The following is a 25,801-nucleotide window of genomic DNA, read 5'->3' as shown; positions in this document are numbered from 1 at the left end:
GCGCCCGCCCCCGTTCACCGGGCGCGGGCGCCGCGCAGGGCCCGGATGCCGTCGCTGCCGTCGGCGTCGATCGCGGCGAGGTCCGCCGCGGGGACGAGCGCCGGCAGCAGCAGCTGCCAGAACCCCGCGACCGTCGGCGCCGAGAGCCACGCCGCGTCCCGGGTCCCGAGCACCTCGAACCCCATCGTCGCGGCCACCACGGCCATCGCCGCGTCCTGCGCCCCTGCCCCGCGGCGCAGTTCGCCCCCGGCCTCGGCCTGCTTCACCGTCCGCTCGACCCAGTGCCGCCAGTGCTGCCGCAGATCGGCCTGCACCGGGCGGGAGGCCTCCCCGCTCAGCGCGAAGCCGACCCTCAGCACCACGTCGGCGCGGAGCGCACCGGCGAGCGCGTGGGTCGCGTCGACCAGGAGCTGCACCTGGCTCTGCCCGGGCTGCCGCGCTCCGGCCGTGACGGCCAGCAGCCTGGCCAGCGCCGACTCGCCGACGGCGTCCACCAGGGATGCCTTGCTGGCGAAGTGGAAGTGCAGGGCCCCGTTGCTCACCCCGGCCTGCGCACTGATCAGGGTGAGGGACGCCGCCGAGGAACCGCCCCGGTCGAAGACCTCGGCCGCGGACCGGATCAGGGAGTCACGCGTACGTGCCGCGCGTTCCTGCTTGACCATCAACTGCTCCGTCATTGCCGGTGAACCGTGACCGAAGAACAGACAACGACTATAACAAACCAAGCATGCTGTTTCTTGCACTCCCGTATCCACCCCTGATGCGGGACGGCCCCGCCGGTCGTGTATCAACAGGACCTGGAAACACTAGAAATTAAACCGGTCGGTATGTATTTTCGGGCCTGGGTCAACCGTTGAACGCATCTCTCGTACCAGCCCCTGGGGGAGCAATGTCCACGAGCGCATTTCAGACGGAGCGAGCCGCACCGGGCGGCGCAGCCGCGGCGGACACCGGGACGTCCGCGGCCGGGTGCGGCGGGGCGGGCCCCGCCGAACCCGCCACCGTCCCCAAGGAGTTCGTGCACCGGTCCTCCGCCGCGGAGGTCGTGCTCACCGGCTGGACGCGAAAGGACGACACCCGTTTCACCGTGACCGCCCGCTGGCCCCACGACCACAGCTTCTTCACCCCGGTCGCCGGCGGCTACCACGACCCGCTCATCGGCTGCGAAACGATTCGCCAGGCCGGAATCCTGCTGGGTCACGCGGAGTTCGGGGTGCCGATCGGCCACCAGTTCGTCGTCTGGGACATCGGGATCGCCGTACACCCCGAACACCTGGAAGCGGGGGGCCAGTCCGCGCTCCTCGACGTCGGCGTCCGCTGCACGCAGGTCAAACGGCGCGGCAGGGTCCTGTCCGGGATGCGCATCGAGACGGTCTTCCGCCGCGACGGGAACATCGTGGCGACCGGCGGCGGCAGCCTGTCCTGCCTGTCCCCCGCGGTCTACCGGCGGGTGCGCGGCGAGCACCTGCCCGGCGGCGGCCGGCCGACGCCGGCCCGCCCGGCCGCCCCGCGGAGCGTGGGGCGCACCTCGCCCTCGGACGTGGTGCTCTCCCCCGCGGACGGGACGAACCGCTGGCAGCTGCGGGCGGACACCCGCCACCCCGTGCTCTTCGAGCACGTCGGCGACCACGTACCGGGCATGGTGCTGGCCGAGGCCGCCCGCCAGGCCACCGCCGCGGCCATCGGCCGCCCCTCCTACCTGCCGCTGCGGATCGCCAACGAGTTCGTCCGGTACGTCGAACTGGACGCCCCCTGTACGGTCGAGGCCGTCCTGCTGCCCGGTACGGGTGCCGGGGACGAGCAGAACGTCCTGGTCACCGCCCACCAGAACGGCGAGGCGGTCTTCCGCGCCACCGTGACCGCCGGCCCGCACCACCTCTGATTCCCGGCCGGCGGGCCCGGCCGGGACCGGCGGCGGCCGGTGACGGGGCGTCTCACCGGCCGGCGAACGCGTCCAGGTGATCGCCCGCCCACGTACCGAAGGTCCTGGCCGGCCGGCCGAGCAGCGCGGCGACCGTGCCACCGACCGCCGTCTTCGAACCCGCGCGGCCGCGCTCCGCGCTCTCCAGCAGCGCCTCGACGATGTCCGCCGGATAGCGGGCGCCCAGCGCGGCACGGGCCCGTCCGGGCCCCAGCTCCTCGAAGAGGAGCGGGCGGCCCAGCAGTTCACCGAGCAGCTTCGTCTGCTCGGCCGCGCTGATCGCCTCCGGCCCGGTCAGCGTGTAGGTCCGGCCCTCGTGGCCGTCCCCGGTCAGGGCGCGCACCGCCACCTCCGCGACATCGCGCGGATCGACGCAGGCGTTCACCGACTCCCCGTACAGCGCCCGCACCACGCCCTGCGAACGGATCGACCCCGCCCAGGACAGCGTGTTGGACATGAACGAGCGCGGGCGCAGCAGCGTCCACCGCATGCCGGACGCGCGCAGGAGTTCCTCGTTGCGGCGCTGGCGCCGGGTGATCAGGTCCTGTGCCCGGCTGTCGCCCACCGCGGCCGCGGACAGTTTCACCACGTGCCCGACCCCCGCCGACCGGGCGGCCCGCAGGAATCCCGCGTCGTCCTCGCCGTCGGGAAGCGTCACCAGGAACACGGTGCTCACGCCGCGCAGGGCGGCCGCCAGGGAAGCGGGGTCGGTGAAGTCGCCGGGCACGGTCTCGGCCGCCGCACCCGCGCCGGTGACCCGCTCCGGCCTTCTGGCCATGATCCGGACCGCCGGCCCGTCCGGGATGCCTCGGACCACTTCACGGCCGATGGCCCCGGTGGCACCAGTGATCAGAATCATGGGCTTCCTTCTCTTGTCTGACGATTTGCCGACCGGTAAAGACGAGAAAGTGGCCGGGAACACGGCCTGTAAGATACGAACTGGACGGTTTCTTTACCGGCCTCCCGACGCTTCGACCACCCTGAGGAGGGAGGAGGCAGAGTGGCTGAGCAGCTGCGAGCCATCCGTACCCGTCAGACGATTCTTTCGGCGGCGGCCAAGATCTTCGAGGAGCACGGCTACCAGGCGGCCACGATCTCCCAGATCCTCACCGAGGCCGGGGTCACCAAAGGTGCCCTGTACTTCCACTTCCAGTCGAAGGAGGACCTGGCCCAGGGTGTCCTGGCCGAGCAGGACCAGCTGATCATCGCTCCTGCGCGGCCCTCCAAGGTGCAGGAGATCGTGGACGTCGTCATGCTCCACGCCCACCGTCTGCAGACCGATCCCATGGTGCGTGCCGGGGTGCGTCTGTCGATGGACCAGTCGGCGCGGAACCTCGACCGCAGCGGTCCGTTCCTGCGGTGGGCCGAGGTCGGTCTCAGCCTGCTCGAGCAGGCGCAGGCCCAGGGCGAGCTGCTCCCGCACATCTCGCCGGCCGAGACGGCCGACGTCATCGTGGGGTCCTTCGCGGGTATCCAGTCGATGTCGCAGGCCGTCTGCGAGTACCGCGACCTGGTCAAGCGGGTCTCCGCCCTGATGCGTCATGTGCTGCCCAGCGCGGTGGTGCCCTCCGTCCTCGCCTCGCTGGACCTCTCCGAGGGCCGTGGAGCGGCGGTCTACGCCGAGGCGGCGAAGGCGCGGTACTTCGCCGAGGCCGAAGCGGCCGGCTGAGCGGCGCCGCCCGTTCCCGCGGAGCGCCGTCGTCAAGGGTGTTCCACGGGAACGGCGTCCCGGCGGCCGGTGCCGGCGCGCCCGGTGTCCTGGAGGAAGTACCGCGCGAGGGTGTCCGTCAGCGGGCGGCCGCCCGGCACCCAGGCGACGTAGCCGTCCGGCCGCACCAGCAGCGCGTCGTGCGGCGTCTCGCGGGCGGGCCGGGCGCGGACCACGCGCACGGTCCCCTCCCACCGCCGGGCCGCCTGCAGGTGGCTGTCGTCCTGTTCGCCGAGCAGCAGGAGCAGCGGCCTGCCCTCGTGCAGCAGGGTGATCACGTCGGTTTCGCCGGCCGGTGTGGTCAGCTGTGTGTTGGGGAGGAACTTCCCCGCGCCCGTCGTCTCTTCGTGGTCCGGGAGCACGGTGTCCTGGGCGCTGATCATGGCGCCGAGGTGGCCGTGTGCGCGGTCGGCCGACAGTACGCCGGTGAACACCTCGCGCAGTGCGTCGAGTTCGGTGCCGGGCCGCATCATGGCGAGCTGGGCCCGGGTCTGTTCGACGACGCGTGCGGCGGCCGGGCGGCGCTCGGTGTCGTAGGTGTCCAGGAGTCCGGGGGCCGCGCGTCCGTGGACCGCGAGGGCGAGTTTCCAGCCCAGGTTCAGGGCGTCCAGGACGCCGGTGCTCAGGCCCTGTCCGCCGATCGGGAAGTGGACGTGTGCCGCGTCCCCGGCCAGGAAGACCCGGCCGGCGCGGAAGGTCCGGGCCAGCCGTGCGAAGTCGCTGAATCTGCTGAGCCAGCGCGGGGTGTCCATCGCGATGTCCCGGCCGGCGAGCCGGGCCACCTCGGCGTGCAGTTCCTCGAGGGTGGGCGGGGTGTGCCGGTCGGGGTGGGCGCCGGTGCAGTTCAGTGTGCGGATGTGGGTGGTGCCCTCGGCGGTGTGCTTGGCCACGATCCAGCCGCGCGGGGTGCGGTGCCAGCCGGCGGTGAGTTCTCCGGGCCGGGCGAGGGTGACCGTTCCCATCAGCGCGGAGACCGTCGCGGGGTGGGTGTCGGAGGAGATGCCCGCCAGGCCGCGGACCGTGCTGCGGGAGCCGTCCGCCCCGACGGCGTACCGGGCCGAGCAGAGGACCGGTCCGTCCGGGCCGTCGGCCGTGATCCGTACGCCGTCGTCCCTCCGGGAGAGTCCGGTCACCCGGTGTCCGCGCAGGATGCGGGCTCCGGCCGCCCGGGCCCGTGCCTCGAAGTGCTGTTCCAGTTCGGCCTGGGCGCGTTTGAGGATCGGCTCGGGTTCGTGGGCCGGGGTCGTGATGACCAGTCCCGGCAGGCCCGCGAAGTGGAAGGGGCTCTGTCCCGGGCCCGCGGTGCGGGGGTGTCCCGGTCCCGGCAGGTGTCCCCGGCGGGCCAGGGTCTGCACCGCCCGCGCGTGCAGCGTGGTCGCCTTCGGCTGCCCGGACACGTCGGTGCGTGCTTCCAGGAGCACGGTGTCGACCCCGTACCCCGCGAGTTCGGCGGCGAGCAGCATCCCGACCGGTCCCCCGCCGACCACGACGATCTGTGCCCGCACCGTGTGTTGTTCCTGCACAGCGACGCCCCCTGGTTCTCCGCCCGTGTACCGGCCAGGAAATATACCGGATGGGCTGTTTATGCTTTCTTCGGCGGGGCGGCGGGGCTGCCCGTCAGGCAGGGGGCGATCGGGGCGGTGAGTTCTCCGGCGAACTCCTCGCGGGCGATGGCGGGGGTCCAGGACCCGGCGCACGCCGAGTGCCTCCATCGCGGCGACGAGCACCCAGGCACGGGCGGCCGCGCGGCCGGATGGCGGGGCGTGGCCCGCGACGCAGGCGGAGCTCAGCTCCTGGATGCGGCGGCACAGGCCGTGCAGGTGGTCCTCGTGGTAGACACCACGACGCGAAGGGGTTGCGAGTCCTGCCCGACGGCGAAGAGCAGTGCTTCGACCGCAGCGGCCTACTCGTGGTCAGTGCAGAGGTGGGCAATCAGGGCCGCGCAGGCCCACGCCTCCCAGGCGTCGGGGGACCAGCCCCGGTCGCGGACAAAGATCAGGTACAGCTCCGGGCTGAGAAGCCCGTACAGCAGGTCGGCGGCGCGGGCGGTGTCGACGTCGGGGCGGGCGTCAGGCTTGGAGGTCAGTGCCTTCGCCGCGGCGTGCTGAACGCTGTAGCGCGGGTCGGGGCCGGCGGGCCACTGCGCGGCGATCTCCGGGTCCGTGGCCGCCGCAGCCGCGATCAACGGCATGATCGGGGCGACCCGGCCGAGGATGTCGCGTACACCCCGTACGTGGGCGCGCAGTTGCCCAGCCGCGGTGGGCTGGGCGCACGCGGCGCGGAACCAGTCGCTGTCCATCGTGGCGACCGGTTCGACGTCGCCCGCGATGGACGTGTCGACGACGTCCTTGAACAGCGCGCGCTTGTTTCGGAACACGAAGTACACGGTCTGGACGGCCACACCCGCGCGATCCGCGACCTCCTGAAGGCTTGTCGCACCGTACCCCTGCGCGACGAACAGCTCCCGCGCCGCCGCAACGATCTTCTCGCGGGTACGCCGCGAGCGCTCGGCCCTCTTGTCGGGGCGCTTGACGTTCTGTCCGTCGGATCCCTTGACCGCATCCATACCGGGAGTCTATCTCTAGAGTCAGTCACTAGAGATGAACTCTAGTTACTTGGAGGGTAGCGATGAGTGAGACCCGGACGGCTGCGGAGCTCGAGCAAGAGGCTTTTGTGCGCCGCGTGTTGGAGGACTTCTACCGGGACGGCAAGCCGCCGTGGGACAGCGGCATCACGCCGCCCGAGCTGGTGGCCCTGATAGAGGGGCCCGGCGCGCTGATGCCGGGCCAGGTCCTCGAACTCGGCTGCGGCACCGGGACCAACGCGGTGTACCTGGCCCGGCACGGCTGGCGAGTGGCGGCCGTCGACCTGGTCGACCGCGCGGTTCGGCAGGCTCGGGAGAAGGCCGACGCGGCCGGAGCGGACGTCACGGTGCTGTGCGGGGATGCCACCCGGCTCGACGAGGTGGGCGTGCCCGGCCCGTACGACCTGTTCTTCGACCTGAGCTGCTACTGCGGGATTCCACCGCACCGCCGCGACGCCTATGCCGCCGGCCTCACCGAGCGTGCCGCCCCCGGTGCACGATTGCTGATGTTCGGGTACGGGCCCGGGGCGTTTGACGACTCGTGGTCCGGCGTCACCGCGGACGAACTCGGCGCCAGGTTCACCGGGTGGCAGCTGGCCGACGTGACGCCCGGCACGAACCCGGTCCCGACTTTCTGGTTCACGCTGCGCCGCGGCGCCGCCCGTGCATGAGCCCAGTCGCACCGGGCAGCTTCGGGCCGCGGACGTCGCGCGCGGCCGTTCTCATGAACGAGGAGATGCGAGAGGCGTACCGGGAGGCCGGCCCCCGAGCGGTTCGCCCAGGTCAGCTCTCGCAGAAGCCCTCTCACAACCGTGAAGTTCTGCGCAGTGGTTCTGAGGACCGCCGCCAGAAGCCCGCGGCCTACGCAGGCAGGGCTTGACGCCATCCGCTGCGCGATTGGTCCCCAAGGCCGGGCAGGCAGCGCCCTCCGCTGGCGATCCTGCGAACCCCTTGCCCACGGGCGGGCGCCAACAAGGCGCCCGCCCGTCCGCATTCCTGTCAGGGAAAGCAGCCGGGCGGGCCCCGCCCGGCAGGCCGGGGGCGGGGGCCGGTTCCGGTGCGTACAAGGGCCGGTATCGGCTGCGGGCCGTCGGCGATAACCCATGGATAAGGGCGCCGCCTACCTTCGGGTTCCATGCAAGGACTCAGACCTGAAAGGGGTTTGCCGCATGGACTTCCGGATTCTCGGGCCGGTGGAAGCCCGTCGTGACGGGGACTGGATCGCGCTGTCCGGTTCCAAGGTGCACACGGTCCTGGCCGCGATGCTCCTGGCACACGGGCGGGTCGTCTCCGACTCCCGCCTCGGGGCGCTGCTGTGGGGCTGGGACCCGCCCGTCACCGCGAGCGCGCAGATCTACACGTACATGTCGCGGCTGCGCAAGCTGCTCGGCGACGAGGTCGAGATCGTACGGCGCCAGCCCGGTTACGTCCTGAGGGCGCCGGGTGCCCGGATCGACGTCGTCGAGTTCGAGCGGCTGGACCGGCTGGGCCGCCAGGCACTGCGCGAGCGCCGTTACGCCGATGCCCAGGCGCTGCTGACCGAGGCGCTGGGGTGGTGGCGCGGTCCGGCGCTGTCGAACGTGACCGATTTCCTGCTGGAGGCGGAGCTGCCGCGGCTGGAGGAGGCGCGGATGCTGGCGCTGGAGAACCGGATCGAGGCGGATCTCCAGCTGGGCATGCACGAGCAGGTCACCGCGGAGCTGACGGGCCTGGTCGCCGAGCACCCGGTGCGTGAGCGGCTGCGTGCCCAGCTGATGACCGCGCTGTACCGGTGCGGGCGTCAGGCCGACGCCCTGCAGACGTACTACGAGGGCCGCAGGGTGCTCGTCGACCAGCTGGGCGTGGATCCGGGCGAGGTGCTCGGGGCGACGTACCAGGCCGTGCTGGGCGGGGAGCTGGGGTTGCGAGGTGCAGGGGCAGCGCGGGGGCGGTCCGATGTACCCGCGATGCTTCCGGCCGCGGAGGGCTGGTTCGTGGGCCGTGCGGGGGAACTGTCCCTGCTGGCCTCGCGGCTGGTGCCGGACACCGGCCGGCCCCGGCGTCTGCTGGTGACCGGGATGGCCGGGGTCGGCAAGACCGCGCTCGCGGTGAGGGCCGCCCAGGAGAGCTCGGAGCGTTTCCCCGACGGGCTGCTGTTCGCCGAGCTGTGCCACCGCGACGGTACGCCCAAGGATGCCGCCGAGGTGCTGGTGCGGCTGCTGCGCGCGCTGGGCGAGCCCGGTCTGGACCGGCACTCCGCGCAGTCCTTCGACCGGGACGAGCTGGTGCGCCTCTACCGTGCCCGCACGCTGGGCAGGCGGCTCCTGGTCGTCCTGGACGACGCGGTCGGTGACCTCCAGGTGGCGCCGCTGCTGCCGCCGAGCCCGCAGGCGGCCGTGCTGATCACCAGCCGGGCCCGGCTGGCCCGGGTGGCCGGGGCGGACACCGTGGCCCTGGCCCCGCTGGACGACGACGAGTCGCTGGCGGTGCTGGCCGCGGCGGGCGGCGAGGAGCGGCTGCGGGAGGACCCGGACTCCGCCGACGACCTGGTCGCCTACTGCGGGGGGCTGCCGCTGGCGCTCGCCGTGGTGGGGGCCCGGCTGGCGGCCCGGCCGGCGTGGCCGGCCCGCCGGCTGGCGGCCCGGCTCGCGAATCCGGCGGAGCGGCTGGCGGAGCTGTCCTTCGGTGACCTGGACGTGTGCCAGGCGCTGCTGCCCTCGGTGCGGCGGCTGGCGGCCGGGGGGCCGGCGGCGCTGGGTGCGCTGGCGGACGCGGGAACGGAGCCGTTCTCCGCCCGGGACGCCGCGCCGCTGCTGGCGGTGGCCGAGGACGAGGCCGAGCGGGTGCTGGAGTCGCTGGTGGACGCAGCGCTGCTGGATCTGTCGGGGCTCGACGCGCAGGGGCTGCCGCTGTACCGGTGCCACGAACTGGTCCAGCTGTACGCGAAGTCGCTGGGCCCGGCGGGGCGTCGCCGGTCCGCCGCGCACGACAGCGCCACCGCGGTCGGGTGACCGCGGTGGCCGGGCGGGAGCCGTCCGCGGCGCCCGACGTGGTGGCGCCGCTGCCGGAGGGGGTGGTGTCACCACGTCCCGCGGGTCCAGGAGTAGCCCGGGACCTCGGGGACGAGTGCGGGGGCGATGGTCTCGCGGACCACGGTCCACGCGTCGGCGACGACGCGTTCGCGGGGCGGCCGGGCGGTCTGGGTGAACGCGGTGGCGGTGACCGCCCACATCGCGGCGACCGCCGCGGCGGCCCGTACCTCCGCGGACGGTTTGGCGGGCAGGGCGCGGGCGCGTCCGACGTCGATGCGCAGGCCGAGCTCGGCGGCCTGCGCGGCCCGCGCCTCGTGGGCGGCCGTGCCGCCGGGGCGGGCGAACACGGCGTGGGACAGGGGGTGTTCGTAGGCGGTACGGACCCATACGGAGACCCGTACGCGTTCGCGCTCCTCCCAGCCGCCGCGGGCGGCCGGGCCGGGGTCGGCCTGCTCGACGGCGGCGGCGAGGTCGGCGAAGTACCCGGCCTGGACGGTGTCGTCGAGCGGGGCCGGCCCGGCCGACGTGGTGGTGAGGGGGGTGCGGGGGGCCGGGAGGGCGGCGAGGACCGGGGCGGTCTCCAGGGGCTGTGTCGTCATGAGGGCCGGTTTCCTTCGGTGCGGGGTGCGGCGGTGTGTCCGGGCACGGGGGCGGGTTCGGTGACGGGGTGGATGTGAACGGGGCCGGGCGGGGTGTCGCCGGGCGGGCGGGCGATCGCGGCGGCGACCCGGTCGTCGAGGTGCAGGTCCTGGACCGACCAGACGGTGGTGCGGCCGGAGTGGGTGTGCAGGACGCGGACCGGTCCGGTGCGGGCCGGCCAGGTCTCCAGCCGGTCCAGTGCGGTGCCCACCAGTCCCAGCCCGGCCGCCTTCACCACGGCTTCCTTGCGGGTCCACACCCGGTGGAACACCGTGTCGCGGGCCGGGCCCGGCGGCAGGGCGGCCAGGTGGGCGCGTTCGTTCCGGGTCAGGACGGAGTCGTAGAGCGAGGCCTGGCGCATCGGGCGGACCGCTTCGACGTCGACACCGATGGCGTGTCCGTCGCCGAGCGCGAAGACCCCGCAGCCCGCGGTGCGCGAGAGGCTGATCGCCCAGGGCACCGGCGGGTGGCTGATGACCGGCGGGCCGTGGCCGAAGTCCCCGCAGCCGGGGCACGGGCGGCGGCCCAGCTCGATGGTGCGGGGCGCGACGGGCAGTAGCCCGGCCAGGGCGCGGCGCGCACCGGCCCTGGTGTGCACGAAGGCGGCGGCGTCGCGTTCGGCCAGCAGGCCGAGCGCGCGCTGGAATTCGTCGGTGCCGAGCAGTTCGAGGTCCTCGGGGACGACCAGCTGCGGCGGCCGCCACCACCAGACGTGGGCCGCGCCGTTGAGGTCCGGTGCCCGGGGGGCCGCCCGGGAGGGCTGCCGGGCGGCGGTGTTCTCCGATGGTGCTCCGGGTACGGGTGCCATGGACTGCCTCCATTTCTCATGGGTCTTTTCCGAGCGTTCTCGGTTTCTTCCGTGTTTCCGTGCCGCGGGTTCCTGTCCGTGCGGTGTGCGCGGGCAGGGATGGCACGGTGCGATCGTCCGCCGGGCCGCTACGGGCCGTCTATACGGGTCCGGGCGGCTTTTCTCGTAGGGGCGGAATAGCAGTCCGCCGGAGACTGGGGCGGTAATTTTCCGACCGACCCGAGGAATTTCTTCATGTCCGAGACCCATACGCTTTCCGTGCCGATTTCGGCTGCGGCGGCGGGCACTGTCGTGGAATTGACCGAGGCCGAGCAGAACGAGGTCGCCGCGGTTGCCGGCCTGCTGGCCGCCGGGGGGTCCGTGCCCGGCGGGATCGACGGCCCGGGCTGGCTGGCGGCGGCGCGTGACGCCTCCGTACGGCTTCCGCACCGGGTGCTGGCCGCGTTGCGTGCGTTCCGGCACGACGCGGGCCCCGACGGGGTGCTGCTGCTGCGGAACCTGCCGGTGGTGGGGGGCGACCCGCTGCCCGCGACGCCGGCCGTGAGGGGGTCGGTGGAGCGTGTGCCGACCGTGGCCGCGTCCGTCGTCACCACCGCGATGCTGCACCTGGGCGAGGTCATAGCGTTCCGCAACGAGAAGTCCGGTGCGCTGGTCCAGAATGTTGTTCCGGTGCCGGGGAGCGAGTCCTCGCAGAGCAATGCGGGTTCTGTTCTGCTCGAGCTCCATATCGAGAACGCATTTCATGACAACCGTCCGGACTTCGTGGGTCTGCTGTGTGTGCGGGAGGATGTGACGGGCGACGCGAAGCTGTGCACGTCGTCGATCCGGCGGGCGCTTCCGCTGTTGTCGGACCGGGCACGGGCGGTGCTGGCCGAGCCGCGGTTCCTGACCGAGCCGCCGCCGTCCTTCGGTGCGCTGGGGAGCGTGACGCCCGCCCACGCGGTCCTGAACGGCGATCCGGAGGACCCCAATGTGCTGGTGGACTTCTCCGCGACGCATCCGCTGGACGCCGAGGCCCGCCGGGCCATGGCGGAGCTGCGGGAGGTGTTCATGGAGACGATGTCGGCGCTGTCGCTGCGGGTGGGTGATCTGGCGGTCGTCGACAACCGGCTCGCGGTGCACGGCCGTACGTCGTTCACTCCGGCCTACGACGGTGCGGACCGGTGGCTGCACCGGGTGTACGCGCATCTGGACCACCGGCGCAGCCGGGTGGACCGGGCCGGTGGCGGTGCGGTTCTGGGCTGATGCCCGTGAGCGGTGTGGTGCGGCAGGCCGAAGGGGCCGGTTCCCGTGGTGCGGGGGCCGGCCCCTTCGGCGTGCGGGGTGCCGGGGGTGTGCGGAAGGGGTGCGCGGGAGCGGGCTCCCGTGCACCCCTTCGGGTGTGGTGCGGGGTTACTGGCGGGCGCTGATGACGTCGGCGGGGCGTCCGCCGAGTGCGACGCGGCCGGGGACCAGGGTCGCGGCGGCGGTGAGCAGGGCGGCGAAGCCGAGGACGCCGAGGAACATCGGCAGGTCGATGGAGGGCTGGGCGGCGCCGGTCATCCCGATGCTGAAGGCGGTCAGGACCGCGAGGGAGATGGCGGTGCCGAGGACCGCGGCGACCAGGACGATCAGGGCGGACTCGATCCTGAGCATCGACATCACCTGGCGGCGGGTCGTGCCGACGAGGCGCAGCAGGGCGAACTCGCGGGTGCGGTCGGAGACGGACATGGCCAGGGTGTTGACCACGGCGATCGCGGTGAAGGCGATGATCAGGCCCATCGCGAGGTAGTTGACCTCGGCGTTGGACTGCTGGACGTCGGCCTGGAAGTCGTCGACCTGGGTGCGGTCCAGGACGCCGGTGCCGGGGAAGTTCTTGAGCGCGGCGGTCAGCTGTTCGCGGCCGGCCTTGCCGTCGCCCGTGGTCTTGACGAGGACGGAGGAGGCGAGCGGGTTGTCGACGTGGCGGGCGACGAGGTCGTGGGACATGGTCAGGTCGCCGAAGCCCAGGCCGCGTTCGTAGACGGCGGCGACCTTGAGTTCGGCGACGGTGGAGTCGCCGAGGGTGACCTTGAGGGTGTCGCCGGGCTTCTTGCCGAGGTGGTCGGCGGAGACGTCGCTCATCGCGATGCTCTTGTCGCCGAAGTCCTTGAGGCTGCCCCGGGAGACGTCGGGGTCCCAGTTGGTGGTCAGGCCCTGGGCGGAGATGCCCTGGGCGGGGTACTTGTCGAGGCCGACGCGGACCTGGGTGCGGACGATCTCGGTGACCTGGGTGACGCCCGGTGCCTCGCGCAGGGACCGGGTCGCCGCGGCGGGGATGCCGGGGCCGTTGGAGGCGACCACCCAGTCGGCCTTGTTCCCGGCCTTGGCCTGGGCGGTGGCGGCGTCGCCCATGGTGGTCTGCACGAACAGGACGGTGCAGGCCATGCCGATGAGCAGGACGAGCGGGGTGACCGCGGCGGCCATCCGCTTGGCGTTGGCGCGGGCGTTGGCGGTGGCGAGGTGGCCGCCGACGCGGGAGGCCTTGAGCGGGATCCCGAGGACCGCGACGGCGATCTTGGCGATGACCGGGCCCAGCAGGGACACGGCGACGGCCAGGACGACGACGGACAGGAACGTGACGGGCTGGGAGGCCGGTTCGGTGCGCAGGAAGCCCAGCAGGACGACGACGCCGATCCCGAGGGCCAGGACGAGCGTGCCCGCCCCGAACCGTCCCCAGGCGAAGTGGCGCTGTTCCATGGATGCCTCGGACAGGGCCTCGGCGGGGCGGATGCGGGCGGTGCGGCGGGCGGAGATGCGGGCCGCGACCCATGCGCCGAGCAGGGCCGCGCCGACGGCGGCGGCGAACGGCACGAAGCTGAAGGTCAGTTCGAGGGTGTCGGGGATGGCCTTGAAGTCGATGAACTTGCTGTGCAGCCAGTACGCGATGGGCAGGCCGGTCACCGAGCCGAGGCCGCCGGCGAGGCCGCCGATGATGAGGGCCTCGCGGCCGATCAGCTGGCGGACCTGTTTGGGGGTGGCGGCGATGGCGCGCAGCAGGGCGAGTTCGCGGTAGCGCTGCTGGATGGACAGGGCGAAGGTGCCGACGACGACGAGGATCGCGACGAGCAGGGAGGTGCCGCCCATGGCGCCGCCCATGGAGACGAGTTTGACGCGGGCCTTGCCGGCGTCGAGGAACTCGACGGGGCCGCGTTCGCCGCCGGTGGCGATGGTGTATTTGCGGCCGTCGCCGTCCAGGGCCTTGGCGGCCTGGTCGGCGAGGTCGCCGGGGGTGACGCCGGGCTTGGGCAGCAGGCCGACGGCGGCGACCTGTCCGGCGCGTCCGGACAGGTCGCGGGCGGTGTCGTCGGAGAAGAACAGGGAGGTCTGCTGGTGCAGGTCGCCGTCCTTGGCGGCGGCGATGCCGCTGACCTTGTAGGTGGTGGGGGTGCCGGTGGACTGGATGACGAGGCTGCTGCCGGTCTTCAGTCCGGTGCGGGCGGCCAGGTCGCGGTCCAGGACGACGTCGTCGGGGGCGGTGGGTGCCTTGCCGTCGGTGAGTTCGAAGGGGGTCAGTGCGGCGGAGGTCCAGGCGTGGCCGTAGGAGGGCTTGTTGTCGGTGCCGGGGACGATCTGGCCCTGGGGGCCGACGGCGTAGGCGGGGAAGGTCGTCTCGGGGACGGCCGCGCGGACGCCGGGCAGGGCGGCGAGGGTGCGGGTGGTGCCGGCGGGCAGCCAGACCCGTTCGGCCAGGGGTTTGGCCTTGTGCTTCTCCTTGACCTTGCCCTTCTTCTTCTTGACCGTGGTCTGGTGGACGTTCTGGTCGGCGCCGACGATGACCGGGGTTCCGGCGTAGCGTTCGGTGGCGATGGTGCCGCGCAGGCCGGTCTCCAGCAGGATGCCGCAGGCGGTGACGAGGGCGGCGGCGCAGAAGAGGGCGAGGAAGGCGCCGATGAAGCCGCCCTTGCGGGCTTTGAGTGTCTGCAGTGCGTAGCGCAGCATCAGGCCCACGCTCCCAGGTGTGTCATGCGCTCGGCGACGAGGTCGGCGGTCGGGGACTGCATCTGTCCGGCGAGCTTTCCGTCGGCGAGGAAGATGACGGTGTCGGCGTAGGAGGCGGCGACCGGGTCGTGGGTGACCATGACGACGGTCTGGCCGGTCTCGTTCACGCAGGTGCGCAGCAGGGAGAGGATCTCCTTGGCGGTCACGGTGTCGAGGGCGCCGGTGGGTTCGTCGCCGAAGATGACGTCGGGGCGGGTGATGAGTGCGCGGGCGATGGCGACGCGCTGCTGCTGGCCGCCGGAGAGTTCGGCGGGGCGGTGGGAGGCGCGGCCGGCGAGGCCGACGCGGCCGAGGATCTCGTCGAGCCAGTTGCGGTCGAGGCTCTCGCCGGCCAGGCGCAGCGGGAGTTCGACGTTCTGGCGGACGGAGAGGGAGGGGATGAGGTTGAACGCCTGGAAGACGAAGCCGATGCGCTGGCGGCGCAGTTTGGTCAGCTGGGTCTCGTTCATGTCGTTGAGCTGGGTGTCGCCGATGTAGGACTGGCCGGTGGTGGGCTTGTCGAGGCCGGCGGCGCAGTGGAGGAAGGTGGATTTCCCGGAGCCGGAGGGGCCCATGACGGCGGTGAAGGAGCCGCGCTCGATGGTCACGGAGACCCCGTCCAGGGCGCGGACTCCGCGGTCGTTCTTGCCGTACACCTTGGTCACGTCGGCCAGGCGAAGGGCGTGCCCCCGGTTGACCGTGTTGTAGCCGTTGTTCAGGGAAGGGCGGCTCGTCTCGGTCACCATGTTGCGACCTGTCCTTTCCGTAGTGGGGTTCGGGGTCAGGGGGGGATGGTTTTCGAGCGTATATGGCATCAGGGATGAGGATGACCCGTCGTTCTATATTCGATCTACTCCGGTTCGGTTGCTGGTATTTGACGGGGTGAAGGGTGGTTTTCGGGCATGGCTGAACGCCGCGGGAAGGGGGGTTCCCGCGGCGTTCGGCCGGCTGTCACGCCGGGGCGTGGAGGTGGACGGGGCCGTGGGGGCCGGTGTCCGGGCGGGCCACGGAGGCGGCCCACCGGTCGCCGAGGGTGAGGTCGGTGACCTGCCAGTGGGTTTCCTCTTCCCGGTAGCGGTGGGTGACCCGTACGGGGCCGTCCTGGTCGGGGTGGACGTCCAGGGTGTTGAGGGGCATGCCCAGGAGTCCGAGGCCGACGGCTTTGACGACGGCTTCCTTGCGGGTCCAGGCGCGGTGGAAGGCGGCGTCCCGGGCCGGGCCGGGGGGCAGGCCGAGGACGTGGGCGCTTTCGGTCGCGGTGAGGACGACGTCGGCCAGGGTGGCGGGTTCGACGGGTCTGAGGGCTTCCACGTCGACGCCGACCCAGGTGCCGGCTCTGAGGGCGAGTGTTCCGGCTCCGGCGGTGCGCGACAGGCTGACGGCGAGTGGGACGGGCGGGTGGGAGACGGCCGGCGGGCCGTGTTCCCGGTCGCCGCAGCCGGGGCAGACGCGGCGGCCGAAGGCGACGTGCGCGGGGTCGATGCCGAGCAGTCGGGCGACGGCGCGGCGGGCGTTGGCCCGGGTGGCGGTGAACGCGGCTGCGTCGGCTTCGGCGTGGAAGCGCTGGGCGCGGCCGCGTTCCACGTCGTCGAGGACGGCGTAGTCCGCCGGGTCGGTCCGTGTGCCGAGCGGCCACCACCATATGTGGGTTTCGCCCGTTTCCCTGATCCGGTCGACCGCTTCGAGCGCCGGTTCGGGTATGCGCACCTCGCTGGTTGCGGTGTTCCGCCGAGGTGTCATCTGGCCTCCTCTCGGTCCTTGTCGATACGGCCGGTCTCAGGCCAGTCCGTTGAGGCGCAGGAGGAGTTCCTTGACCTCGGTGGCGTGGTAGCGGTCCCGTTCCTGTGCCGGGTCGGAGCACAGCAGCAGTGGTCCGACCCGGTGGTCCTGGGGCAGCCGTCCGTGGCTGCCTTTGACGTGGGCCGCATCGAGCGGCACCACGGTGAGTGGTGCGCGCATTCCGGCCTTCTTGCGCAGCAGGGTGAGTGCTGCCTTCGCCTTCACCGCCTTGTCGGCGGGGTCGAAGAAAAGTTCGGCGGGGTCGTAGCCGGGTTTGCGGTGGATCTCGACGCCGCGTGCGAAGTCGGGGGCGCGGGTGTCGTCGAGCCAGTAGTAGTAGGTGAACCAGGCGTCGGGTTCGGTGACGGCGACGAGTTCGCCGGCGTTGGGGTGGTCGATGCGGTGGGTGGCCTGTTCGGTGCGGTCCCAGATCTCGTCGATGCCGTCGGTGTGTTTGAGGATGTCGCGGACGCGGGGGATGTCGGCGGGGTCGTTGATGTAGATGTGGGCGGCCTGGTGGTCGGCGACGGCGAAGGCGCGGGAGGTGCAGGGGTCGAGGTATTCCATGCCCTGCTGGGTGTATACGGACAGGAGTCCTTCGCGGCGCAGGGTGCGGTTGATGTCGATGGGGCGGGAGACGGGGCTGATGCCGTATTCGCTGAGGGCGACGACGGTGGTGCCGCGGTCGCGGAGGTCGGCGAGGAGGGGGGCGACGGCGGTGTCGGCCTCGCGGGCGGCGCGGACGGCCTGGGGGCTGTCGGGGCCGTAGCGCTGGAGGTCGTAGTCGAGGTGGGGCAGGTAGATGAAGGAGAGGTCGGGGCGGCGGGTGTCGGCGACGTGGCGGGCGGCTTCGGCGATCCAGCGGGTGGAGGCGAGGGAGGCGGTGGGTCCCCAGTAGTGGAAGAGGGGGAAGGTGCCCTGGCGGGTGTGGAGTTCGTCGCGCAGGGAGGCGGGTCTGGTGTAGCAGTCGGGTGATTTGCGGCCGTCGTAGTGGTAGACGGGGCGGGGGGTGAGGATGGTGTCGACGTCGGCGCCCATGGCCCACCACCAGCAGAGGTAGGCGGTGGTGTGGTCGGGGTTCTTGCGGCGGGCGGTCTGCCATACTTTTTCGCCGTGGACGAGGGCGTTGTGCTGGCGCCACATCATGATTTCGCCGTGGTCGCGGTGGTACCAGCCGTTGGCGACGGCGCCGTGGTCGCCGGGGTGCAGGCCGGTGGTGAGGGTGGCCTGGACGGTGGCGGTGACGGCGGGGAAGACGGTGTCGAGGCGGGCGGTGAAGCCTTCCTGGCCGATGGCGGCGATGTGCGGCATCTGGTCCAGGAGGCGTGGGGTGAGGCCGACGGTGCACAGGACGGCGGTCCGGCGGGGGGTCATGGGGTGTCTCCTGCGGGCGGGGTGAGGCCGAGGCGGGTCAGTTCGTCCCGGGTCCAGGCGAGTTCGGCGGCGATGCCGGTGGAGATGCCGGTGGCCTGGGTGGGGCGCAGTGAGGGGGGCAGGACGTCCCAGGTGTAGGTCTCGACCTCGATGTGGTCGGTGAGGGGGTGGGGTCCGCCGAGGGTGGCGCGCAGGGTTTCCCTGAGGATGTCGCTGGTGTTGTGCAGGGGCGGGGCGGGCTGGTCGTGCAGGGGTACGTGGTAGTGGATGCGCCAGGGGGCGCGGGCGGGGAGGGCTCCGGCGAGGGCGGGGGCGAGGTCGTCGCTGCCGTGGAGGGTGCCGTCGGGTCGCTGTTCGCGGACCTGGTGCAGGAAGCGGGGTTCGGCGAAGGGGCGCAGGGCCTGGCGGGTTGCGGGGTCGTCGGGGGTGTCGGTGACCAGGGCGGAGGAGGCCTGGAGTTTGACGATGGGGATGTTGTGGGCGGTAAGGGCGGCGACGGCGTCGTAGGGGTCTTCGTGCTGGACGGCGAGGTGGCAGGCGTCCAGGCACAGGCCGATGCGGTCGTGGTCGGTGTCGGCGAGGGCGCGGATGGCCTGGTCGGTGGTTTCGGCGACGCAGCCGGGTTCGGGTTCCAGGCCGACGCGGATGGTGCGGCCGGTCTCGGCCTCGATCTGTTTGAGTCCGGTGGCCAGGTCGTCGAGGTGGCGGGCGGCGGCGGAGCGCTGGACGCCGGTCCAGGAGGTGCGCCAGGCCAGGGGCAGGGTGGAGACGGAGCCGCGGGCGGCGTCGTCGGGCAGCAGGCGGGCGAGGATCCTGGCGAGGTTGAGGGTGTAGGTGAGGCGGGCGGGTTCGGACCAGTCGGGGAAGTAGACGCCTCGTTTGACGACGGGGGTGTGGAAGCCGCGGTAGGGGAAGCCGTTGAGGGTGACGGTCTCCAGGCCGCGGGCGGTCAGGGCGCGGCGCAGGGTGTCGGTGTCGGCGGGGTGGGCGGCGAGGTGGTGGGCGGTGTCGGCGGGGAGCCAGAGGCCGAGGCCGACGAGGTCGGTGCCCAGGTGGCGGCGTACGGGTTCGGCGTGGTCGGTGAGCTGGGCGGTGATGCCGTCGAGGGTTTCGGCCGGGTGCACGTTGGTGCAGTAGGCGAGGTGGACGGTGGTGGAGTCGGGGTGGTGCAGGCGCATGGCGTATCGACCTCAGCTGCCGCCGCGGGCGATCGAGTTTCCGGCGTACAGCCCCGCGGCCTGCACATCGTTGTAACCATCCAGGTCAAGCCTGCCCGACTGCCCGTAGAACATCAGCGGGTTGCGCCACATGACGCGGTCGACGTCGTCCTCGTCGAATCCGGCGTCGAGCATGGCCAGGGCGGTGGTGCGGGTGAGGAGGGGGTCGCTGTGTCCCCAGTCGGCGGCGGAGTTGACGAGTATGCGTTGTGTTCCGTGCTTCTTGAGGATGGCGACCATGCGCTGGGGGGTCATCTTGGTGTCGGGGTAGATGGAGAAGCCCATCCAGCAGCCGGTGTCGGCGACTTCGGTGACGGTGACTTCGTTGAGGTGGTCCAGGACGACGAAGCCGGGGTCGATGCCGGATTCCTTGATGACGGCCAGGGAGCGGGCGGTGCCGCCGGCCTTGTCGCGGTGCGGGGTGTGGACGAGGGCGGGCAGGTCGAATTCGACGGCGAGGGCGAGCTGGGTGGCGAAGGCGTGTTCCTCGGCGTCGGTCATGGTGTCGTAGCCGATCTCTCCGACGGCTACGACGGAGTCCTTGGCGAGGTAGCGCGGCAGGAGGTCCAGGACGGGGGTGCAGCGCGGGTCGTTGGCCTCCTTGGGGTTGAGGCCGATGGTGCAGTGGTGCCGGATGCCGAACTGGGCGGCGCGGTAGGGCTCCCAGCCCAGGAGGGAGTCGAAGTAGTCGGCGAAGCTGGCCGGGTGGGTGCGGGGCTGGCCGAGCCAGAACGCCGGTTCCACCAGGGCGCGGACACCCGCGTCGTACATGGCCCGGTAGTCGTCGGTGGTCCGGGACGTCATGTGGATGTGGGGGTCGAATATGCGCATGGCCGGGTCTCCGTCGGGTGGTGGCCCTGCCCGGTGGGGCAGGTGCGGTGGGTGTCAGTCGGTGTGGGTGGCGACGAGCCACAGGTCGGCGGGTACGGTGCGTCCGGCGGCGCGGCGTTCGGTGGCGAATGCGGTGGCCATCCGGGCGAGTTCGGCGTCGCGCCGTTCGTGGAGTCCGGCGACCTTGGCCAGGGGGATGCCGGTGAACAGGCATTTGAGGACGGCCTGGCGCCAGCGGTACTGGTCGAGGTGGGCGTGTGCGTAGGGGCCGAGGGCGGCGGCGATGAGGCGGTTGTCGTTGGTGCGCAGGGCGTCGTCGGTGAGGTGGACGGCGTGGGGGCCCAGGGGGAGGAAGGGCAGGGCGTGCAGGATGCCGCGGCGTTCGGCGGCGTCTCCGCCCCGGTAGCGGTGGGTGATCTCGTCGGTGAGGCGGGTGGGGGTGAGGTGGGGGTGGAGCTGGATGAGGAGGCGGGTGCGGATGGCGTCCTCGATGCTCCAGCCGGCCCAGCCGGGCAGGCGGTTGCGGCCGTAGACGCGGCCTGCGGCGGGGAAGAGGGTGTCCAGGGCGGTGGGGCCGTGTTCGGTGACGGCGGCGAGGTCGTGGGCGAGGCGGGTGCGGTGGTCCTGGCCGAGGGCGGAGCCCAGTGATTCGGTGAGGGCGCGCAGGGTGAGGGGGTGGTGTACGGCGGTGGGTGCCGTGGTGATCGTCGGTGCGGTCATGCCGGTTCGGTCTCCTTCGGCAGGGCGGCGGCGCGCAGGAACGCGATGCTGTGGCGGGCGGTGGCGGTGGCGGCGTGGCTGTGGCGGGGCAGTTCCACGGAGACCAGGCCCTGGTATCCGGTGTTGTGCAGGGCGTGCAGGACGGGCGGGAAGTCGATTTCGCCGGTGCCGAAGGGCAGGTGTTCGTGGGTGCCGCGGCGCATGTCCTCGATCTGGACGTGGGTGAGGCGGTCGGCGGCCAGTTCGACGCAGCGGGCGACGGGGTGGGGTTCGAGGCACTGGCAGTGGCCGATGTCGAGGGTGAGGCCGAAGCGGTCGGGGCGGCCGAGGTCGTGGTGGAGGCGGCGGTAGTCGGCGAGGTCGGCGACGAGCATGCCGGGTTCGGGTTCGAAGGCGAGGGCGGTGTGGGTGGTGTCCGCGTGGGCGAGGGTGGCGGCGCAGCCGTCGACGAGGCGCTGCCAGGCCTGTTCGGGGGTGGTGCCGGGGTCGGGGGTGCCGCTCCAGAAGTGGACGGCTTCGGCTTCGAGTTCGGCGGCGATGTCGATGGCGCGGTGGAGCAGGTCCAGGCGCAGGGCGCGGCCTTCGGGTTCGGCGGACAGCAGGGTGGGGCGGTGTTTGTGCCAGGGGTCCAGGAGGTAGCGGGCGCCGGTTTCGATGACGACGGCGAGGCCGGTGTCGGCCAGGGCGCGGCGGGTGGTGGTGATGGCTTGGGGCAGGTCGTGGGCGTAGGGGTCGAGGTGCTGGTGGTCCAGGGTGAGGGAGACGCCCTGGTAGCCGAGGTCGGCCAGGACGCGCAGGGCGTCGGGCAGGCGGTGGTCGGCGAAGCCGTTGGTGCCGTAGGCCAGGCGCGGGCCGGGGGTGGCCGGGTGGGTGTTCATGTCGGGGAGTTCTTCCGGGCGAGCCGGGCGGCCAGGGGCAGGGCGGCGATGAGCGGGAGGGCGAGCAGGGGGGTGCGGGTGCGGGCGACGAGGGTGGCCTGGAGGGGCAGCAGGGCGTGGATGCCGGTGCCGACGGCGGTGCGGACGCGGGGTGCGGTGGGGTTGCGCAGGGCGGCGGTCTGGGTGCGGGCGCAGGTGGTGGCGTAGGTGGTGAGGGCGGTGGCGGCGATCAGGGTGGCGGCGGGCCCGGCGGGTTCGGCGGGCCGGGTGGTGAGGAGGGTGGCGGCGGAGGTGGCGGCGGGCCGGGTGAGGCGGGCGGCGCCGGCGGCGGACAGCAGGCGGGTGGTGGTGATCGCGGTGGTGGTGGCCAGGGAGAGGGCGGGTTCGGTGGTGGGGGCGCCGTCGACCTCGTGGCGGCTGAGGCGGGTGACGGCGTAGGTGTGGGCGGCGACGGTGGCGGCGGCGGGGAGGGCGGGCAGGGTGCGGCCGGGGCCGGTGCCGTGCAGGACGTCCAGGGCGCGGGCGGCGGCCATGGCGGCCGGGCCGAGGGCGGTGTGTTTGAGGCCGAGGTCGTAGGCCCAGACGGTGGCGGCCAGGGGCAGGGTGCGGCGCATCAGGGTGCGGCGGCCGCCGGCGAGGGCGGCGAGGCCGAGGCCCGCGGCGGTGAGGCCGAGGGCGGTGGTGAGGGCGGCGCGGGGGGTGAGGCGGCCCGAGGGGATGGGGCGTTCTGGGCGTTCGGTGGCGTCCTGGGTGCGGTCGGCCCAGTCGTTGAGGGCCATGCCCGCCCAGTACAGGGCGACGGAGGACGCGGCGAGGCCGGTGGTGCGGGCGGGGCGGGTGTGGTGGGTGGCCAGTGCCCCGGCGACGACGTCGCCGGGGACGGTGAGGGCGGCGGGGGCCCGGACGAGTTCGGCGTAGGTGCGCAGGGTGGGGTTCATCGCGGGGTGCCTGCCGTGGCCGGGACGGGGGCGCAGGCCCAGGCGGTGAGGGTTTCGTACTGGAGGGTGAGGTTGTGTTCGCTGGATCCGGCCGGGTCCTTGAAGAAGAAGCCGAGGGCGGGCAGGGCGCCGGATTCGCCGCGGCGGCGGCCGTGGGCGGCCAGGCGTACGAGGTCGAGGACGAGGGGGGCGGCGAGTGCGGAGTCGCAGCCCTGCCAGGTGAACTGCATGGACATGCGTACGCCGAGGAAGCCTTCGAAGGAGATGTGGTCCCAGGCGGTCTTCCACTCCCCCATCTCGGGGACGTTGTCGATGTGGACCTGGCCCTGGACGGGGTGGCCGACGGTCTCTTCGAGGCTGCGCTGCTTGGACTCGGTCTTGCTGCGGGCGGCGGCGGGGTCCTGGAGGGTGGCGCCGTCGCCGCCGCCGAGGAGGTTGGTGCCCGACCAGGAGCGCAGGCGCAGGGCGCGCTGGGTGAACATGGGGGCCAGGGCGCTCTTGACGAGGGTTTCGCCGGTCTTGCCGTCGCGTCCGGCGTGCGGGACGCCCCGGGTGCGGGCGAGCTGTTCCAGGGCGGGGAGGAAGGCGCCGGTGGACGGGGTGAAGTTGACGTAGGCGCAGCCCGCGCGGAAGGCGGCGTAGGCGTACAGGGAGCTGGGGGGCAGCAGGTCGGTGCTGGTGGCCAGGACCTGGTCGAGGGCGGTGAGGTCGAGGAAGGCGGGGTCGGGGTCGGGCAGCGGTTCGGTGGAGGAGACGTTGACGACGACGACCTGTTCGAGGTGGTGGCGTTCGCGGAAGGAGACGATGTCGGCGGCGTAGCGGGCGGCGGTGGTGGCCTGGGTCTCGCCGGGGCGGGGTGCGCCGTCGCGGATCTCCCGGTCGGCGGTTTCCAGGGCGGTGCGCACGGTGTCGGGGAGGGCGGGGGGCAGGACGCCGGCGGCGGCGAGCTGCCCGGCCCTCGCCGTGAGGGTGACGGGCACGATGTCGTGTCCGCCGAACACGAGGTCGGCGAGGGCCGGGAGTGATGCGTCGCGGAACGGGGGGAGGTCCGTGACGCATCCGTTCGAGGAGGCGTGCCCGGCAACGATCGCGGCGGCTCCGGCGGTCGCGGTGGTGGCGACCGAGCCTCGTGCGCCGATCATCCAGACGCCGATGCGGGGGGATGTTCCGGTCGTGGCTCGCATGATGGGCTGTGCCTCCTGAGTGGTACGGGTGGTGGGTCGTGGTGTCCCGGGGGCGGGGTGCGGGGCATACCCGGCCCCCGGAGGCGCAGGGGTGGGGCGGGGGTCAGCGGGTGCCCATGTCGGCCGGGTAGGGGAAGGTGTCGAAGGCCGTGTCGAGCTGGGCGGGGGTGCGGTGGAGCCACTTCGTGGTGACGGCCCGGACGGTGCGGCCGGGCAGGCGCTTGTTGTCGTTCGCGTCGATGGCGGGCTGGGCGAGGGCCTGGAGTTCCCAGGCGGTGCCGGCGAGGCGGTTGATGTGTGTCCACCACTTGACGTCGATGTCCAGGAGCCGGAAGGCGGCCAGGAAGGGGTGCCAGCGGTGGTAGGCGTGGGTGAAGTCCGGCGGGGTGAAGTTCATCATGTGGACCTTGTTGCCCTCGGAGCGGCGCGGGTCGAACAGGACGCCCTGGCCGAAGTCCTGGAAGGCGCGGACCAGTCCGTGCGGGTCGTTGCCGTAGAACTCGCGGTAGACGTCGCGCTGGGCGTCGGACAGCAGGACGAAGGCGTCGCGGCTGGGGGCGACGAGCTCCAGGAAGCTGCGCGGGTAGCGGCCGCCGGAGCGGGTGGCGGCCCAGCCGATGTCGACCTTGGTGAAGCCGCCGAACGGCTGGGTGATGGTGTCGACGGCCTCGACGAGCTCGGGGGTGGGGTTGAAGTAGAAGCGCTCGTCGTACTCGTACCAGAACTCGTTGGCGCGGCGGTCGCCGACCATGCCGGGGACGTCGGGGAAGGCGGTGCGGGGCCGGGTGTGCGCGGCGGCCGGCAGGGTGGCGGCCACCGTTGCCGCGGCCGCCGCCCCGGCGATGCCGGCGGCGGCCTTGAGGACGCCCCGGCGGTCCATGGTGTTCTGCGGCATCGGTGGTTCTCCTTCGTCAGCAGGGGGGTTGGGGGATGTGGGAGTGATGCAACGACTCTCGCGGAGCGGACTATGTGCGTCCTATAACCGCCCCGGACTGTGGATTGCCTGGTCACAGGGGGTGGGGGTGGGGGTGAAGCCGTGGTGATGCCCGGACGATAGAGCGGCGGACTACGTTCTTCCGGAAATCCGCCGCGCCCGCGTCCGCGGGCGTGGTTGCGGGCCGTTCGCGCGGCCTGTTGGTCACTGCCCCCACCAGTGAAGGAGAAGTACGTGGTTACGCTCACGAGCGCCCGGGTCCAGGGCAAGGACATGGACGACCCGGGGGGACTCCCCCGATTACACGGCCCCCTCGCCTGGTGCGCGGTGGCCATGGCCGGGCTCGCGGTGATCGCCGCGGGCGGGCTGTTCTTCGACGACCGCACCGTGCTGGGCGAGGGGGTGTGGCTCAAACCCCTGAAGTTCGCGGTGTCCTTCGCGCTGTACACGATCACGCTGGCGTGGATGACCGGCCGGGCGGAGCGCTGGCGGCGTACGGTGCGCGGGATCGGTACCGTCACGGTGGCGCTGTTCGTCGTCCCGGAGATATCGATCATCACGTTCCAGGCGGTGCGCGGACAGCGCAGTCATTTCAATGTGTCGACCGTGTTCAACGACGTGCTGGTCAAGGCGATGGGCGGCGCGGCGTACGCCGGCTGGGCCATGACGCTGCTGCTGGGGGTGTTCCTGCTGTGGCAGCGCAGGGTGGACCGGCCGCTGGCCTGGTCCATTCCGATCGGTCTGTTCGTGTCCCTGGCGGGCATGTCGATCGGCTATCTGATGACCTCTCCGACGGCCGCGCAGCAGCGGGGCCTGGATGCCGGTGAGCATCCGGCGACGCTCGGCGCGCACAGTGTCGGGGTGCTGGACGGCGGTGCGGGTCTGCCGCTGACCGACTGGGCCGCCGACGGCGGTGATCTGCGCATATCCCATTTCGTGGGGCTGCACGCGCTGCAGCTGCTGCCGCTGTCCGCGGTCGTGCTCGGGCTGCTGGCCCGGCGGGTGGCGCTGCTGCGCGGTGAGGGTACGCGTACGGCGCTGGTCGTGGTCGGCGGTGCGGGTCATGCCGGGCTGACCGCGCTGCTGCTGTGGCAGGCGGAGCGGGGCCAGCCGTTGCTGGAGCCGGACCGTCTCACACTGACGGCGGGTGTCTGTCTGGCCGGTTCGGTCGTGGCGGGCGTCGTGGCGGTGCTGGTGACGGCGGCGGTGCGGGCGGGGCGTGGTTCTCCCGGGTGGTGATCCTGCCGGGGAGGAGCACGGACGAGGGAGGGGGCCG

General features: G+C 72.6%; 23 protein-coding genes. 6 read left to right on the top strand and 17 right to left on the bottom strand.

Going from position 1 to position 25,801, the window contains the following annotated elements; translation table 11 throughout:
- Positions 1-14: 14 nt before the first annotated feature.
- Positions 15-677 carry a ScbR family autoregulator-binding transcription factor gene (locus ACFCV8_RS05705; RefSeq protein WP_376683973.1) on the bottom strand — a complete coding sequence of 221 codons (663 nt, stop codon included), beginning with the start codon at positions 675-677 and terminating at the stop codon, positions 15-17.
- Between the two features lie 212 nt (positions 678-889).
- Between ACFCV8_RS05705 and ACFCV8_RS05700 the strand changes: the two genes are divergently transcribed.
- The gene (locus ACFCV8_RS05700) at positions 890-1,882 is read left to right on the top strand and encodes a ScbA/BarX family gamma-butyrolactone biosynthesis protein (RefSeq protein WP_376683972.1); all 993 of its coding nucleotides are present in this window, start codon (positions 890-892) and stop codon (positions 1,880-1,882) included.
- A gap of 52 nt (positions 1,883-1,934) precedes the next feature.
- On the opposite strand, the gene ACFCV8_RS05695 is transcribed toward ACFCV8_RS05700, so the two are convergent.
- Positions 1,935-2,780 carry an NAD(P)H-binding protein gene (locus ACFCV8_RS05695; protein WP_376683971.1) on the bottom strand — a complete coding sequence of 282 codons (846 nt, stop codon included), beginning with the start codon at positions 2,778-2,780 and terminating at the stop codon, positions 1,935-1,937.
- Positions 2,781-2,921: 141 nt separating this feature from the next.
- Between ACFCV8_RS05695 and ACFCV8_RS05690 the strand changes: the two genes are divergently transcribed.
- A complete protein-coding gene (locus tag ACFCV8_RS05690; RefSeq protein WP_376683970.1) occupies positions 2,922-3,590 on the top strand; it encodes a ScbR family autoregulator-binding transcription factor in 669 nt (222 codons plus the stop codon).
- A gap of 32 nt (positions 3,591-3,622) precedes the next feature.
- Here ACFCV8_RS05690 and ACFCV8_RS05685 read toward each other — a convergent pair whose 3' ends face one another.
- Together ACFCV8_RS05685 and ACFCV8_RS05680 are read right to left on the bottom strand one after the other, a co-directional pair.
- A complete protein-coding gene (locus tag ACFCV8_RS05685; RefSeq protein WP_376683969.1) occupies positions 3,623-5,152 on the bottom strand; it encodes an FAD-dependent monooxygenase in 1,530 nt (509 codons plus the stop codon).
- Between the two features lie 380 nt (positions 5,153-5,532).
- Entirely contained in the window at positions 5,533-6,195 is a 663-nt protein-coding gene (locus tag ACFCV8_RS05680; protein WP_376683968.1) for a TetR/AcrR family transcriptional regulator, read from the bottom strand.
- 107 nt (positions 6,196-6,302) lie between these two features.
- Here ACFCV8_RS05680 and ACFCV8_RS05675 point away from each other — a divergent pair, with 107 nt between their 5' ends.
- Positions 6,303-6,884 carry a class I SAM-dependent methyltransferase gene (locus tag ACFCV8_RS05675; protein WP_376683967.1) on the top strand — a complete coding sequence of 194 codons (582 nt, stop codon included), beginning with the start codon at positions 6,303-6,305 and terminating at the stop codon, positions 6,882-6,884.
- 498 nt (positions 6,885-7,382) lie between these two features.
- Complete coding sequence (locus ACFCV8_RS05670; RefSeq protein ID WP_376683966.1) at positions 7,383-9,203, top strand: BTAD domain-containing putative transcriptional regulator; 1,821 nt, start codon at positions 7,383-7,385, stop codon at positions 9,201-9,203.
- Positions 9,204-9,271: 68 nt separating this feature from the next.
- Here the strand turns inward: ACFCV8_RS05670 and ACFCV8_RS05665 are convergent, their stop codons facing one another.
- Both ACFCV8_RS05665 and ACFCV8_RS05660 read right to left on the bottom strand, forming a co-directional pair.
- Positions 9,272-9,823, bottom strand: a complete 552-nt coding sequence (locus tag ACFCV8_RS05665; RefSeq protein WP_376683965.1) for a hypothetical protein — start codon at positions 9,821-9,823, stop codon at positions 9,272-9,274.
- Positions 9,820-10,671: a 4'-phosphopantetheinyl transferase family protein gene (locus ACFCV8_RS05660; protein WP_376683964.1), complete on the bottom strand. Its 852-nt coding sequence runs from the start codon at positions 10,669-10,671 to the stop codon at positions 9,820-9,822. Before ACFCV8_RS05660 ends, ACFCV8_RS05665 begins: the two co-directional genes overlap by 4 nt.
- Before the next feature lie 234 nt (positions 10,672-10,905).
- On the opposite strand from ACFCV8_RS05660, the gene ACFCV8_RS05655 reads away from it, so the two are divergent.
- Positions 10,906-11,916 (top strand): TauD/TfdA family dioxygenase, encoded by a 1,011-nt coding sequence (locus ACFCV8_RS05655; RefSeq protein ID WP_376683963.1) that lies wholly within the window; start codon positions 10,906-10,908, stop codon positions 11,914-11,916.
- A 147-nt stretch (positions 11,917-12,063) separates the two neighbouring features.
- On the opposite strand, the gene ACFCV8_RS05650 is transcribed toward ACFCV8_RS05655, so the two are convergent.
- The 11 genes from ACFCV8_RS05650 to ACFCV8_RS05600 all read right to left on the bottom strand — a co-directional run bounded on the left by ACFCV8_RS05650 (position 12,064) and on the right by ACFCV8_RS05600 (position 24,486).
- Positions 12,064-14,631, bottom strand: a complete 2,568-nt coding sequence (locus ACFCV8_RS05650) for an FtsX-like permease family protein (protein WP_376683962.1) — start codon at positions 14,629-14,631, stop codon at positions 12,064-12,066.
- Positions 14,631-15,416 carry an ABC transporter ATP-binding protein gene (locus ACFCV8_RS05645; protein WP_376683961.1) on the bottom strand — a complete coding sequence of 262 codons (786 nt, stop codon included), beginning with the start codon at positions 15,414-15,416 and terminating at the stop codon, positions 14,631-14,633. Before ACFCV8_RS05645 ends, ACFCV8_RS05650 begins: the two co-directional genes overlap by 1 nt.
- A gap of 205 nt (positions 15,417-15,621) precedes the next feature.
- Positions 15,622-16,410 (bottom strand): 4'-phosphopantetheinyl transferase family protein, encoded by a 789-nt coding sequence (locus tag ACFCV8_RS05640; protein ID WP_376683960.1) that lies wholly within the window; start codon positions 16,408-16,410, stop codon positions 15,622-15,624.
- A 36-nt stretch (positions 16,411-16,446) separates the two neighbouring features.
- Positions 16,447-17,823 (bottom strand): alkaline phosphatase family protein, encoded by a 1,377-nt coding sequence (locus tag ACFCV8_RS05635; RefSeq protein ID WP_376683959.1) that lies wholly within the window; start codon positions 17,821-17,823, stop codon positions 16,447-16,449.
- Complete coding sequence (gene eboE / locus ACFCV8_RS05630; protein ID WP_376683958.1) at positions 17,820-19,001, bottom strand: metabolite traffic protein EboE; 1,182 nt, start codon at positions 18,999-19,001, stop codon at positions 17,820-17,822. Before eboE ends, ACFCV8_RS05635 begins: the two co-directional genes overlap by 4 nt.
- Positions 19,002-19,013: 12 nt before the next feature.
- Entirely contained in the window at positions 19,014-19,871 is an 858-nt protein-coding gene (locus ACFCV8_RS05625; RefSeq protein ID WP_376683957.1) for a TatD family hydrolase, read from the bottom strand.
- 54 nt (positions 19,872-19,925) lie between these two features.
- Complete coding sequence (locus ACFCV8_RS05620; protein ID WP_376683956.1) at positions 19,926-20,591, bottom strand: EboA domain-containing protein; 666 nt, start codon at positions 20,589-20,591, stop codon at positions 19,926-19,928.
- Entirely contained in the window at positions 20,588-21,469 is an 882-nt protein-coding gene (locus ACFCV8_RS05615; RefSeq protein ID WP_376683955.1) for a sugar phosphate isomerase/epimerase family protein, read from the bottom strand. Before ACFCV8_RS05615 ends, ACFCV8_RS05620 begins: the two co-directional genes overlap by 4 nt.
- The gene (locus ACFCV8_RS05610; protein ID WP_376683954.1) at positions 21,466-22,407 is read right to left on the bottom strand and encodes an SCO3242 family prenyltransferase; all 942 of its coding nucleotides are present in this window, start codon (positions 22,405-22,407) and stop codon (positions 21,466-21,468) included. Before ACFCV8_RS05610 ends, ACFCV8_RS05615 begins: the two co-directional genes overlap by 4 nt.
- Positions 22,404-23,591: an inositol-3-phosphate synthase gene (locus ACFCV8_RS05605; protein WP_376683953.1), complete on the bottom strand. Its 1,188-nt coding sequence runs from the start codon at positions 23,589-23,591 to the stop codon at positions 22,404-22,406. Before ACFCV8_RS05605 ends, ACFCV8_RS05610 begins: the two co-directional genes overlap by 4 nt.
- A gap of 103 nt (positions 23,592-23,694) precedes the next feature.
- Complete coding sequence (locus ACFCV8_RS05600; RefSeq protein ID WP_376683952.1) at positions 23,695-24,486, bottom strand: Tat pathway signal sequence domain protein; 792 nt, start codon at positions 24,484-24,486, stop codon at positions 23,695-23,697.
- Positions 24,487-24,858: 372 nt separating this feature from the next.
- Between ACFCV8_RS05600 and ACFCV8_RS05595 the strand changes: the two genes are divergently transcribed.
- A complete protein-coding gene (locus ACFCV8_RS05595; RefSeq protein ID WP_376683951.1) occupies positions 24,859-25,764 on the top strand; it encodes a hypothetical protein in 906 nt (301 codons plus the stop codon).
- Positions 25,765-25,801: the final 37 nt, after the last annotated feature.

Source organism: Streptomyces sp. NPDC056347, from assembly GCF_042262625.1.
In the GTDB taxonomy this organism is placed as follows: Bacteria; Actinomycetota; Actinomycetes; order Streptomycetales; family Streptomycetaceae; genus Streptomyces.
The sequence above is the reverse complement of the archived record's forward strand: the minus strand, read 5'-3'. Positions and strand labels throughout refer to the sequence as shown.

Excerpts from the sequence above, each read along its gene's own strand:
- ACFCV8_RS05705 (WP_376683973.1), bottom strand. The coding sequence starts at position 677 with ATGACGGAGCAGTTGATGGTCAAGCAGGAACGCGCGGCACGTACGCGT.
- ACFCV8_RS05700 (WP_376683972.1), top strand. The coding sequence starts at position 890 with ATGTCCACGAGCGCATTTCAGACGGAGCGAGCCGCACCGGGCGGCGCA.
- ACFCV8_RS05695 (WP_376683971.1), bottom strand. The coding sequence starts at position 2,780 with ATGATTCTGATCACTGGTGCCACCGGGGCCATCGGCCGTGAAGTGGTC.
- ACFCV8_RS05680 (WP_376683968.1), bottom strand. The coding sequence starts at position 6,195 with ATGGATGCGGTCAAGGGATCCGACGGACAGAACGTCAAGCGCCCCGAC.
- ACFCV8_RS05670 (WP_376683966.1), top strand. The coding sequence starts at position 7,383 with ATGGACTTCCGGATTCTCGGGCCGGTGGAAGCCCGTCGTGACGGGGAC.
- ACFCV8_RS05665 (WP_376683965.1), bottom strand. The coding sequence starts at position 9,823 with ATGACGACACAGCCCCTGGAGACCGCCCCGGTCCTCGCCGCCCTCCCG.
- ACFCV8_RS05660 (WP_376683964.1), bottom strand. The coding sequence starts at position 10,671 with ATGGCACCCGTACCCGGAGCACCATCGGAGAACACCGCCGCCCGGCAG.
- ACFCV8_RS05655 (WP_376683963.1), top strand. The coding sequence starts at position 10,906 with ATGTCCGAGACCCATACGCTTTCCGTGCCGATTTCGGCTGCGGCGGCG.
- ACFCV8_RS05650 (WP_376683962.1), bottom strand. The coding sequence starts at position 14,631 with ATGCTGCGCTACGCACTGCAGACACTCAAAGCCCGCAAGGGCGGCTTC.
- ACFCV8_RS05645 (WP_376683961.1), bottom strand. The coding sequence starts at position 15,416 with ATGGTGACCGAGACGAGCCGCCCTTCCCTGAACAACGGCTACAACACG.
- ACFCV8_RS05640 (WP_376683960.1), bottom strand. The coding sequence starts at position 16,410 with ATGACACCTCGGCGGAACACCGCAACCAGCGAGGTGCGCATACCCGAA.
- ACFCV8_RS05635 (WP_376683959.1), bottom strand. The coding sequence starts at position 17,823 with ATGACCCCCCGCCGGACCGCCGTCCTGTGCACCGTCGGCCTCACCCCA.
- eboE (WP_376683958.1), bottom strand. The coding sequence starts at position 19,001 with ATGCGCCTGCACCACCCCGACTCCACCACCGTCCACCTCGCCTACTGC.
- ACFCV8_RS05625 (WP_376683957.1), bottom strand. The coding sequence starts at position 19,871 with ATGCGCATATTCGACCCCCACATCCACATGACGTCCCGGACCACCGAC.
- ACFCV8_RS05620 (WP_376683956.1), bottom strand. The coding sequence starts at position 20,591 with ATGACCGCACCGACGATCACCACGGCACCCACCGCCGTACACCACCCC.
- ACFCV8_RS05615 (WP_376683955.1), bottom strand. The coding sequence starts at position 21,469 with ATGAACACCCACCCGGCCACCCCCGGCCCGCGCCTGGCCTACGGCACC.
- ACFCV8_RS05610 (WP_376683954.1), bottom strand. The coding sequence starts at position 22,407 with ATGAACCCCACCCTGCGCACCTACGCCGAACTCGTCCGGGCCCCCGCC.
- ACFCV8_RS05605 (WP_376683953.1), bottom strand. The coding sequence starts at position 23,591 with ATGCGAGCCACGACCGGAACATCCCCCCGCATCGGCGTCTGGATGATC.
- ACFCV8_RS05600 (WP_376683952.1), bottom strand. The coding sequence starts at position 24,486 with ATGCCGCAGAACACCATGGACCGCCGGGGCGTCCTCAAGGCCGCCGCC.
- ACFCV8_RS05595 (WP_376683951.1), top strand. The coding sequence starts at position 24,859 with ATGGCCGGGCTCGCGGTGATCGCCGCGGGCGGGCTGTTCTTCGACGAC.